At 42.3% G+C, this 12,103-nt stretch carries 11 protein-coding genes; all 11 read left to right on the forward strand.

Features of this window, described 5'->3' with window-relative positions; genetic code table 11:
* Positions 1–224 precede the first annotated feature (224 nt).
* Complete coding sequence (locus tag ACO5GU_RS06180; protein WP_313994404.1) at positions 225–431, forward strand: FeoB-associated Cys-rich membrane protein; 207 nt, start codon at positions 225–227, stop codon at positions 429–431.
* A gap of 125 nt (positions 432–556) precedes the next feature.
* A complete protein-coding gene (locus ACO5GU_RS06185; RefSeq protein ID WP_484930440.1) occupies positions 557–1,870 on the forward strand; it encodes a glutamine synthetase family protein in 1,314 nt (437 codons plus the stop codon).
* A 335-nt stretch (positions 1,871–2,205) separates the two neighbouring features.
* Positions 2,206–3,057: an ABC transporter substrate-binding protein gene (locus ACO5GU_RS06190; RefSeq protein WP_484899304.1), complete on the forward strand. Its 852-nt coding sequence runs from the start codon at positions 2,206–2,208 to the stop codon at positions 3,055–3,057.
* 105 nt (positions 3,058–3,162) lie between these two features.
* Positions 3,163–4,593 carry an ABC transporter permease subunit gene (locus ACO5GU_RS06195; RefSeq protein ID WP_484930441.1) on the forward strand — a complete coding sequence of 477 codons (1,431 nt, stop codon included), beginning with the start codon at positions 3,163–3,165 and terminating at the stop codon, positions 4,591–4,593.
* Positions 4,593–5,453 (forward strand): amino acid ABC transporter ATP-binding protein, encoded by an 861-nt coding sequence (locus tag ACO5GU_RS06200; RefSeq protein ID WP_484930442.1) that lies wholly within the window; start codon positions 4,593–4,595, stop codon positions 5,451–5,453. Before ACO5GU_RS06195 ends, ACO5GU_RS06200 begins: the two co-directional genes overlap by 1 nt.
* A 154-nt stretch (positions 5,454–5,607) precedes the next feature.
* Positions 5,608–6,282 carry a winged helix-turn-helix domain-containing protein gene (locus tag ACO5GU_RS06205; protein WP_484803440.1) on the forward strand — a complete coding sequence of 225 codons (675 nt, stop codon included), beginning with the start codon at positions 5,608–5,610 and terminating at the stop codon, positions 6,280–6,282.
* 196 nt (positions 6,283–6,478) lie between these two features.
* On the forward strand, positions 6,479–7,900 hold the full coding sequence (locus tag ACO5GU_RS06210) for a S1C family serine protease (RefSeq protein WP_484810734.1): 1,422 nt from the start codon (positions 6,479–6,481) through the stop codon (positions 7,898–7,900).
* Positions 7,901–7,961: 61 nt separating this feature from the next.
* A complete protein-coding gene (locus ACO5GU_RS06215; protein WP_484810733.1) occupies positions 7,962–9,323 on the forward strand; it encodes a DNA recombination protein RmuC in 1,362 nt (453 codons plus the stop codon).
* 83 nt (positions 9,324–9,406) lie between these two features.
* Positions 9,407–10,387 carry an ABC transporter ATP-binding protein gene (locus tag ACO5GU_RS06220; RefSeq protein ID WP_484821632.1) on the forward strand — a complete coding sequence of 327 codons (981 nt, stop codon included), beginning with the start codon at positions 9,407–9,409 and terminating at the stop codon, positions 10,385–10,387.
* Positions 10,377–11,141: a hypothetical protein gene (locus tag ACO5GU_RS06225; protein ID WP_156924073.1), complete on the forward strand. Its 765-nt coding sequence runs from the start codon at positions 10,377–10,379 to the stop codon at positions 11,139–11,141. Before ACO5GU_RS06220 ends, ACO5GU_RS06225 begins: the two co-directional genes overlap by 11 nt.
* 2 nt (positions 11,142–11,143) lie before the next feature.
* Positions 11,144–11,929, forward strand: a complete 786-nt coding sequence (locus ACO5GU_RS06230) for a hypothetical protein (RefSeq protein WP_484800698.1) — start codon at positions 11,144–11,146, stop codon at positions 11,927–11,929.
* Positions 11,930–12,103: the final 174 nt, after the last annotated feature.

Raw genomic sequence — 12,103 nt, forward strand, 5'->3', positions numbered from 1 at the left:
CCTAAAAGCCGACGCTAACACGCTGCAGAATCATAATCACCCGCATATGAACTGCGTCCCAAAACTTGGACATAAGAAATGGGGGGCAGTTCACTTTGAATTAGAGCGCAGTTCTCAATTGTTTTGGTAAGAATTTAGATTCTGCAAATAATTTATGATTCAGCGTATGTAAACATGCAATGAGGGTATAGTATGCCGTAGTTAACAAATTGAGGAGTATCTGTATGAGTCCAATTGATATTTTGGTTGTCCTTATCGTCATTGCTCTTGTTGCTCTTTGTGTCCGCTCTCAACTTAAGAGTGCAAAAAAGGGCTCTTGTTCTGGATGCTCTTCATCCAGTAGCTGTGGCACTCATCATGATGGAGATGGTCACTGCGGTGTTGCTCAGAAAATGATTTCTGATGTCGATAAGGCTTTTGACGCTCAATAGGTCAATTGTCACAATTTCATTAACAATTTTTACCATTCGCCCGGTTTCAGGGAAGTGGAAACATAGCCGTAACAAGAATGTGTCATGGTAGTTACGATTCCAGTTTTCTGACCCGGGAGGACCGTATGAGTACGGATAAGAAAATTGATTATATTCTTCGCACGGTAGAGGAGCGAGACGTCCGCTACCTGCGTCTTTGTTTTACCGATGTACTCGGCGGATTAAAGGCTCTCTCCATTTCCCCCGAGGAGCTAGAAGAGGCTTTTGTTGAGGGCATTGGTTTTGACGGCTCCAACGTTGACGGCTTTGCTTCCCAGGAGCAGTCCGATCTTCTCGCATTCCCTGACGCAGACACGTTCCAGATTCTTCCATGGAAGACAGATGATGGGGTAGTTGCAAACGTATTCTGCGATATTCAGACTCCTCGACGTGAGGCTTTTACAGGCGATCCACGCCTTGTACTGAGAAATGCTTTTATCAAGGCAGAAGACCTTGGCTATGTCGCAAATGTTGGTCCTAAGCTTGAGTATTTTTATTTTGTGAGTGGCTCTGAGCCAAAGCCTATTGATCAGGCTGGATATCTTGATTTGAATTCTGCTGATCTCAGCCATAGTCTTCGATACTCCACGTCTCGTGCACTTGAGAATCTTTCTATTCCTGTTCAGTATTCTTTCCATGCAGCTGGCCCTGCTCAAAACGGCGTTGAGCTCCGTTATGCAGAAGCACTAACTTGCGCGGATAACATTGTTACTGCTCGTCTGGTTATCAGACATATTGCAACACTTCACGGTGTGTTTGCTTCGTTTATGCCAAAGCCTCTTCAGGGAGTTCCTGGCTCAGCCATGCTTTTGAATCAGTCACTTCTTGACCACGATGGCGAGTCTCTGTTCTGGGCTCCAAAGACTGAGAGCGAGGCCCACCTTTCTGAGCTTGCTCAACACTACATTGCAGGTCTTATTAAGTACGCTCCCGAGTACATGCTTATTACTAACCCAACGGTTAATTCCTATAAGCGCTTTGACCGTGATGCTATTCCTGCCTATGCAACCTGGGGTCGTAAAAACCGTTCTGCTATGGTTCGTATTCCTACGCATAAGCCAGGAAAGCATGTTGCCACCCGTGCCGAGCTGCGTATTCCTGATCCAACCGCAAATCCTTATTTGGCTAATGCTGTCACGCTTATGGCTGGACTTAAGGGTATTGAAGAAGGCCTCTTGCTTCCTGAAGAGTTTGTAGGCGGAAATCCTGCCGATTATGGCGAGAAGCTCCCCACTAATCTTGGAGAGGCACTTGAGCGCTTCAAGCAGTCTGAGCTTCTTAAAGATGTTCTTGGTGAGCACATCTTCTCGTACCTGTGCGAGCGCAAGGCAGAGGAGTGGCGTGAGTATTGCCTGGCGGTTACTGACTGGGATACCCAGAAATACTACGCAGGTTGCTAAGCGACTATTCCGGTTGCATTTATATGTTTCTTTGAACCCTGCTTTGATTTATTCAGAGCAGGGTTTTTGACGAGAAACCCTTGTTACGCGCGAAGATTTCTGCTTTCTTTTTCAAATTGTTACCGTTTTATGAACTGAAAAAATTACTTTTACCTGGTCTTTATTGGATAGAATGACTAAATAATAGTCATTTATGCAAAGATATATTTCTTCTCGCCATTTTTATGCAATAAAGATGAGAAATACGATAAAAATTATAAGTAGATTTTTCATATTTGCTTCCTATAATTCATTCCAATGAATTTCAGCTCAGATTTATTCAGGAAGAGGCAGATATGAAATCTTCATTTGTAACTACAGTTAAGAAAGCCGCCCTAAAGGGCGTCGCAGTTGTTTCTATGGCATGTGCACTTATGGGCCTTATGGCTTGTTCGCCTTCTAAGCAAGAAAATGCTCAGTCAAGCGCCACATCACAGTCAGAGTCTGGCTATACGCTGGTAACTAAGGGTCATCTGACTGTTGTTGCAGAGCTTGGTTTCCAACCATTTGAGTACTTTGAGGGCAACTCAATTACTCCTGTTGGTTTTGACGTTGATCTTATTACCGAGATTGCAAAGAGGCTCAACCTCGAGGTCACGTACCTGCCAAACCAGAAGTTTGACACTCTTGTTCCAACTATTAAGCAGGGTGGCAAAGCAGACGTTGCTATCGCAGGTATTACCATCACTGACGAGCGCTCTCAGGAGGTAGACTTCACTACTTCTTATCTCGACTCCAATCAGTCCCTGGTTGTTAAGTCTGGCAGCACCGAGACCGAGCAGTCGCTCAACGACGCTTCTAAGAAGGTTGTTGTTCAGACAGGCACCTCTGGCGAGGACTGGGCCAAGGAGAACCTTCCAAACGCAACTATTGTTTCTGTAGACGATGTTGCTGCAGCAATGGCAGGAGTCCAGACCGGTCTGTATGACGCAATGGTCATTGACCTGCCCGTTGCTTCCAATCTGATTAGCACTTCACACTCTGATCTGACTATTGCAAAAGAGATTCCAACAGGTGAGCAGTATGGCATTGCTGTTTCCAAGGACAATCCTGCATTGACCGAGGCTATCAACAAGGTGCTTGCTGACATGGAGAAGGACGGAACCATGACTGCTCTCAAGACCAAATGGTTTGGCTCTAACATCTAGTTTTACCAGCTCAACAAAAAAGTGCTTGAAGTCAGATTTGGCTTCAAGCACTGCTCTGTTTTTAGTATCAGCGTTTAGGCACCTCAAGCTCTAAAGGAGTATCACGTGATTGCACTTTTGCACAAAACTATGTCAGGACAGCAACTGTTCTTGTGCATGTCATCTGCGAGTTTCAATGCTGAATCTGCGCCTCAGAGTCTGGCTCATGATTCGGCTGAGTCAAAGTGCTTACATATTCGCGCGTGCTCCTCACTGCTTGTAGTACTTCTCGCCACATTGCTTTTGAGCGGATTGTTCTTTATGTCCCTAAGCGCATTTTCTGCTCAGAGCGCGTTTGCTCTTACTACAAATAAAGCAACGGTCAAGTCAAACCAGACGGAAGGCAACGGTGTTATTGGCGGCAAAGAGACCCGTTTGACCTGGGAGGGAACAGTTGAAGACGAGCAGGTCTCTCAGCTGACGTTGCAGCTTCCCGAGGGCTCTGATTTGCAGAATGCAACCACTAAGGTGACCGTTCTTTCAGGTCTTACGCGCGAGAAGATCGAGGCAACTGCAAGCGTCCAGGGAACGCAGGTTGTGATCTCTTTTGCAACACCCGTGGACGCTCAAAAGCTTATTCGTGTAGAGATTTCCGGCATGAAGTTTCCTGCTAACGGCGGTTCGTACACTGTTAAGGGAACATATACCACTGAGCAAGGGACTCAAAAGCTTGCTTCTTCTCCCGAAATCACCATTATTCCTAACACACCTGTTCAGGCTCTAGTGAATTGGCTTGATGCTCAGCCTTGGGTTGAAGCGTGGAATTCCAACCACTTTTTGAGCATGTTCTTAAAGCCTCAACTGATTGTCTCTTCAGTTGTGATGCTTTTTCCTGGATGGCTGGTTTGTCTTGCAATTGTAATTTGCGCCTATCCTGTGGCCATTGTGCTGGGAATGGGCTTTGCTCTGCTAAAGATTTCCAAGAATCCGCTCCTGCGTGCACTTGCGGTGGTATATATCAATTTGTTGCGTGGAACCCCATTTTTCCTGCAGATTTATATTCTGTTCTTTGGTCTTCCTATGTTAAATATCAATCTGGACACCAATCTGCTTGGCTTTATTGTGGTTGCTATTAACTCTTCTGCGTATCTTTCAGAGATTTTCCGCGCGGGCATTCAATCAATCCCGCAGGGTCAGTATGAGGCAGCAAGCTCTCTTGGTATGAATCGTTTCCAGACCATGACGTTTATTATCATTCCTCAAACTATCCGCCGAGTTATCCCACCTCTTACCAGCGACTTTATTACGTCCTACAAAGATACCTCGCTGCTTTCTTCTGTAGGTGTTATGGAGCTGATGATGTTTGCTAAAAACCTCACTACCTCAACGGGAAACATGACGCCATACATGACAGCAGCTCTGTTCTATTTGGCAATTACGCTGCCACTTATTAAGGTAGTTGGCAGTATCGAGAAACGCATGGAGCAGTCAGAAACAGGCAAAACCGCAAGTGTCGCAGTAAGTAAGACCCAAGCTCTTTCCAAGGAGGAAAACTAATGTCGTTCTTTTCTTTTAAAAAGAAATCAAACACAGAACATCCTGCCTTGGATGCCGAAGTTGCTGCACAAGAAGCATACAAGCGCGATAAACCTCTTACTAACCACGCTTTTGAAGCGGGCGAGCATCCTATTGTTCGTATTGAACACCTTAACAAGTCATTTGGTACCACGCATGTTTTGAATGACGTAAATCTTACTGTCTGGCCAGGTGAAGTAGTGGTTGTACTTGGTCCTTCGGGCTCCGGTAAGTCCACCATGCTGCGTTGTATCAATCTGCTTGAGACTCCTTCGGCAGGCCATATTCTTATCGAAGACCAAGAGATTACGTGCACCAATGAAGCCGAGGTTAATGCCCTTCGTAGAGACGTGGGAATGGTTTTTCAGCAGTTCAATCTGTTTGGTCATTTGACCGTCAAAGAAAACGTAATGATTGGTCAGATTAAGGTTCTTGGAAAGTCAAAAGAAGAGGCAGAGGCGGAGGCTCTAAAGCAGCTTGAGGCTGTTGGTCTTGCTGATAGAGCAGACTTTAAGCCTGGCGCACTTTCCGGTGGACAGCAGCAACGAGTGGCTATTGCACGCGCTGTGGCAATGCATCCAAACGTACTTCTTTTTGACGAGCCAACCTCAGCGCTTGATCCCGAGCTTGTCCGTGGCGTTTTGGATGTAATGCGTGATTTGGCAAAGAACTCTGGTATGACCATGATTGTGGTAACGCACGAGATGGGCTTTGCAAAAGACGTGGCAGATCGTGTGGTCTTCATGGAAGGAGGAGTTGTCGTTGAGCAGGGAACCCCTGATGTTATTTTCAACAATCCACAGAACCCACGAACAGCGGAATTTATTGGTGCAATTGCATAAAACCTATACTTTTTATAATTAATGCGCATACCGTAAAAAATAATTTAGGGCGAGAAAATCTTCTCGCCCTAAATGCAGATAATGAGGTATATCTGCTCTTTATTCGCAGCTTGTGGTATGCTTGATAAGATTAAGCTTATTCAAGGGGGAATCGATGCATCACAAGAATATTCTTCTTGTATCTGCAACGACACGCTTACATGAACGTATGCGTGAACTTTCGCATGTCATTGATGTTTCCATTGCTCTTGCAAGTGCTGCTTCATTTTCACAGGCTGCGGCTTCTGGTCATACTTTTGACCTGATTATTCTTGATCAAAAAGACCTTTCTCAAGATGTCATTAGCACCGTTGAGAATTATTCTGCGCAAAACGGCGGAATTGCTCGCTTGTTTGTGGCTGACCTTGATAATCTTTCTAAATTTGTTCTACCTGTTCAGGGTAAGAGCGATTTTATTTTGTCTACAGCAACTATTCAGGAGTTTAGCCTGAGGTGCTCACTACTTTTGTGGCCAGGCACCGAGAGCACTTCTAGAGACTTGGTTATTGTTGACAATATAAAGATTAACCTGGCAACGTATCAGGTTTACATTGACGAATCTCCAGTTGATCTTACGTATATGGAGTATCTGCTGCTATCGTTCTTGGCAACTCATCCATCTCGCGCATACTCGCGTGAAGCGCTTTTGCAGCGTGTTTGGGGCTTTGAGTATTGCGGCGGTACCAGAACAGTTGACGTTCACGTAAGGCGTGTTCGCTCTAAGATTGGTCCTCAGGCAGCTGCTCATCTTGAGACAGTGCGTGGAGTAGGCTATCTGTTTAGAGCATAATCGCAGGTACAAACTGTATTTAATGGGATCTGCATACTTCTTTCTTACGAGCAGGACTCTCGCACGTCTTTCTCATAATGAGAAACGAATTTTTGTCCGGTATAACGGGTAGAATACTCATATTGAAAAATTGATGTTTAGCGCAGAATTATGTGCGTTAGTTGTTTGCATCAAAGTGATGTTAAGGAGGATGTCTATGGAGAACCAAGCACATGGCTTAACCACAGATTCCACTGTAAATAAGCGTTTTTCGTCAGTTAAGCAGGCTGGATTTATGTCTATGTTCAAAAGCTCAAGTGTAAAAAGAACAGCTTGTGCAATTGCTTTTGCCGTTGCTTGTGTTCCTGCCATTGCTTTGGGAGAGGGAATTTCTAAGCTTCCTGCAGTATCTGGTCAGGCAACTATTTCTCAAGCAGCGACGTCTCGTCCTGCTGCAGAACCAACTGATACTAAGACGGCAGAAACGGTAGCTTCTAAGGTTTTGCCTTCGGTTGTGTCCGTTAAGGCTACCAGTGATTCATCAGGCTCAACCGGTTCTGGCGTTGTATTGAACACAAATGGAGACATTCTTACCAATTACCACGTCATTGAGGGTATGGATACGTTCTCTATCTCCGTTAATGATAAAGAGTATGAGTGCACTGTCGTAGGAACAGATCCAACCTCTGACCTTGCTGTTCTTCATGCTGACCTTAAGGGAGATAGCCTAACTCCAATTGAGATTGGTAATTCCGATAACTTAGCTCCTGGTAGTTGGGTTATGAGCGTTGGTAGCCCATTTGGTCTTGATCACTCTGTTTCTGCAGGTATCGTGTCTGCTCTTTCTCGTGGAGATATGCTTGAGACAGAGGGTGGAGAAACCACTATTTATGCAAACCTCATCCAGGTTGATGCAGCTATTAACCCAGGTAATTCTGGCGGCGCTCTGGTTGACTCTAATGGTCAGCTTGTGGGTATTTGTACGTTGTTCTCGTCAGATACCAAGTCATTTGCGGGTATTGGTTTTGCAATTCCTTCTAACTATGCCATTGATATTGCAAATCAGATTCTTTCTGGCCAGCAAGTTAAGCATGCCTATATTGGTCTTTCTATGCAGACCGTTACTCCTCGAGTTGCAAAGCGCAATGATCTCTCGGTAGATTACGGTGCGTATGTAGCAGGCCTTCTTGATGATAGTCCTGCAGAGGGTGCTGGTATTAAAAAGGGTGATGTTATTGTCTCTATTGGTGGAGAGCGCGTAGTTTCTGCTGATGCAGCTATTATTGCCGTTCGCTCTCACAAGATTGGAGAGACCGTTCCTGTAGAAATCATGCGTGGAGAAGACCGCCTTACTATCAACGTCACGCTTGGTTCTGATGAGACGCTTTCTACTAAGAAAGAGAAAGAAAAGAACAGCAAGAACGAAACAAACAACGATACTGATGATAAGCAGGATCGTACTGAAGATGATGGTGATTCCTATAGGTATTATCGTCAGCAAAACTATTGGGAAGAATTTTGGGATTACTTCACTAATCCTTATGGAGATAAAGACGTTGATTCCGATAATCCATTTGTGAATTTCGTAGAGAGCGTTACTAACAGCATTGCTCAGGTAATCTACGGGATTTTTGGTTAACACTCAGATTGCGTTTGCTGTGTTTGCGTTTGTTTGTTCTGCTATGAGTTAGGGGAGTCTTGTGGATTTGCTTGTGCTGTTAGTTTTGGCTGTAGTTGTCATTGTGCTTATCGTGAGCCTTGTCACACTTTCCTCTAAGCTTTCGCAAGTAAAGACGCTGCAAGAGCAAAGTCAAACATCATCTGCAGAGCTTATAAGAAGCTCCCAAGAGTTGGATCGTCGTGTTACGGATAACATGGCAAAAATGCAAGAGCTTATGGATACAAAGCTTGAGAAGGTAAGAGAGGTAGTTGATCAAAAGCTCACCTCAACTTTGCAAAATCAGACGAAGCAGACTGATCAGCGTATTGCTCAGCTTGATGCTCGCTTTGATGCTTTTCAGCGTCGTGTGGATGACAACATGAAAGCAACTTCCCAGGCTTCAACTGAGCAGCTTGGTAAGGTTAGAGAGACTGTTGATAAGCAGCTTGGTGATATGCGTAAAGAGAACGAGGCAAAGCTTGAGCTTATGCGTCAGACTGTTGACGAGAAACTCCAGAAGACGCTTGATGAGCGTATGACTCAATCGTTTCAGCGTGTATCTACGCAACTTGAGCAAGTTCATCAAGGCTTGGGAGAAATGCGTGGCCTTGCAGAGGGTGTTGGAGACTTAAAGAAAGTTCTTTCCGGCGTTAAGACTCGCGGAATTGTTGGAGAAATTCAGCTTGGCGCAATTCTAAGAGACATTCTTTCTCCAGAGCAATATGAAGAAAATGTTGCTACTGTTTCTGGTTCTACTGAGCGTGTTGAGTTTGCTGTTAAGTTGCCTGGAGAGTCAGGGGAGACCGTTTGGCTTCCTATTGATTCTAAGTTCCCAGGAGATACGTACGAGCATTTAGTGGATGCAATCAATGCAGGTAATGAGGAGGCGATTGCTGCTGCTAAAAAGGGTCTAGAGACTCGAATTAAGGCAGAGGCAAAAGATATCTCTACAAAGTATATTGCCCCACCAGAGACAACTAACTTTGCTATTTTGTTCCTTCCTTTTGAGGGACTTTATGCAGAGGTAGTCAGTCAGACGGGTCTTCTTGAGCAGCTACAGAGAGAGTATCGCGTTAATGTGTGTGGACCTTCCACTATGGCAGCACTCCTTAACAGTCTTCAAATGGGATTTCAATCTGTTGCTATTCAGAAGCATGCCGACGAAATTCAAAAGGTACTCTCTGCGGTTAAGACAGAGTTTGAGACGTATCAAGCTCAGCTAGAAAAGGCTCGATCACAAGTTCAAAAAGCAGAAAAAGCACTGGATACCATTTTGACTACAAGAACAAATGTTATGAGTAGAAAATTGAGAACTGTTACCGCATTAGAAAATCTCGATGAGGCTCAGAAAACGTTGGGGATTAGTGGCGTGGTAAATGATGAAGACGAGGATGAGAAGTAAGTAATTTTTTCGATAATTGATAAGTTGTTCAAGATACATTAAAGAAGAATATATATTTAGTACGGCCCGAGAGGAGATGAAAAATGATCCAGCGGGAATCAAATCTTGACCATGATAATTTACTTCCTCTGAGTGTAAAAAAAGTAAGTAGATCATACAGGATGAAAGAAGGGAAACGTATAGTTTTAGATAATGTGTCGTTTTCTGTTCATTTAGGGGAAATAGTTTGTGTACTCGGACCGAATGGCGCTGGAAAGACTACTTTAGTAAAAATTGCTTCATCGCTTTTACTCCCAGATTGTGGAGAAGTAGAAGCATGTGGTGTAGACGTTCTTAAATGTCCTCGCAAGGCTTGTAAGAATATTTCTTTAGTTCTTGGTGGAGAAAATGGGTTTTATCTTCATGCTACTGCTATTAATAACTTAAGATATTTTGCGCAAGTGAGTGGTGTCCCTTTTGATGAGCAAGAATCAAGAATTAAAAATGCCCTTCAACAAGTACATTTAGTTGAATTTTCAAATCAAAATGTATCAACTTTTTCTAGGGGAATGAGACAAAGGCTTCATCTTGCAAGAGCTTTAATTTCAGCTCATAGTTTAATTCTTCTTGATGAGCCAACATCTGGTTTAGATCCAAATAATGCGGCAGACGTCAGGCGGCTTATCGCTGAGTTACGTCATATCCCTAGTGGTATTTTACTTACGTCTCATAGCATGAGAGAGGTTGAATTATTAGCTGATCGCGTGCTTGTTCTCAAAAAAGGAAAGTGTATTTTTCTGGGCAGCCTAGAGGAGTTAAGGCAGAAAGTAAAAATAGAGGGCGTATACACGTTTATAACTGATTGTCTTGATGAATCTAAAATTAAAATTCTAAAGGAATGTTCTGGAATTGCGTCAGTTGAAGTTCTTGAGAAGTTTGATTCAATTTATGTGGATGTGTCGGGAAATAAGAAAATGGTTTTTGATTTATGTGTTGATGATTTTGGTTGGAAGAAAGTCAATGAAAGACGTGCTTCACTCGAAGAGGTGTACCTTGCTGTAATGGGAAAAGATAATGAAAGATAGTGTTAATTCAATTTTTGATATGCGCTCAGAATTGCAGATGTTACGCTTTCATACGAGTATGTTTTTAACGACTCCATTCTTTTTAATAAGTGTTCTTGGATCATGTTTTAGCTTCTCTTTGTTTAAGATTTTTTCAATGATTCAGGGGTCTAGTAATCATTCATTTTGGGTTTATTCATCTATCGCAACTATATGGGCTTCTACAATTCTCTCAACAGGTATTATTGGATATCAGCGTTATCAGGGAACTTTGGATTATTTGTTTATAAGTCCGAAGGGAATTGCTAATATTTTTTATCCAATTATCTTTTCTGCAACTACATTAGGTTTAGTTCTTGGAGTACCGTGCTCTATTCTTCTTAGCTTATTTTTTGGTGTTCCTATTATTCTTTCTATAAATGAGATATTGGCACTATTTTTTTCAACGGTTGCATGCGCCTCTTCATCTTTGGTTTTGTCTTCTTTATATGTTTTAACAAAAAATGCCTCATCATTTGAAAGCCTTATTCTAACTGGTATATGGATAGGGTCTGGTATAGTTTTACCAATAGAAAACTTTCCATTACCAATGCGTATAATCGCATACTTACATCCTTTGACTCCAGCAGTAAAGTTAATTACCTCAGCTACTGTGCAAGATTTTTTCTTGTATTCGGTTGTTTGTTTAATTTTTTCGATTGCATATGTTTGTTTAGGACGGTTTCTAATTCAATTAGCATTTTCAAATCTTCGCAAGGATGGAGATTGTTCATAATTATGAAAAAAATTACTTCATATATCTATCCTGCAATTTGTATATCATTGACTTCTTTATCCAGCTACGGCTCTATTTTAGCTTTTTGCATTCAATTTTTTATTGAACCTATTTTTTCATATCTATACTTTATTCTGTTTGGTATGCAGCTTTCTGCCTCAAGTATGTCACTGCTTGTAGGAATTTTAACTTTATCGTCATGGCTTTCTGCAATGCAATGTTCGGCCAATATTATTGTTCAAGATCGATTTGCTAAAACAATTTTTATGTATTTGATTTCTCAAAACCGTGCAATGGTATTCTTTTTAATTAGATACATAACAATTACTGTTATTTGTTTTATGAGTTCTCTTGTAACCTCAGTTATTGTTCTTTATATTGCAGCAGCTGATGTTCTGACCCTACTTGTTCCTTTATGCATATCCCTTATTCTTGCTTCTCTTGGTGGCGCTATATTTGGAGTATTTTCTTCAGTAATTGGTTTATTGTTAACTGATGGATTTGCTGTACTAAACTTATTATCAATAAGTATCCCCATACTTTCTGGAGCTGTTATACCACTTTATTTATTTCCAAACCCTTTGATTTCTATCTGCAAGTGCATTCCGATTTCATGGATTGTTGAAAGTGTCGGATTATTTTTGAGTTTTAATACAAGTGATGCGTTTCTATTGTGTGGTTATGCGTTGTTCTTAGAACTTCTATGGATATTGATAACACTTGCTTTCATCTCTTTTTGCAACAACAGACAGAGAATTACTGGTCAAATAGAGGGAATGCATTTGTAAATACTGTATAAAGATACCCATAAGGGGTAATTTCCTTCGGATATTAATAAACCATAAGGGTATTTGAAGGAAGTTTTATGGGAATCATGGGTAGATAAAAACGGCGGCTTTGGTCGCTGTTTTTTTCTTGCATAAAAATACCTTATGGGGGTATACTGTTTACAGAAACTAATA

The organism is Lancefieldella sp. (assembly GCF_057237245.1).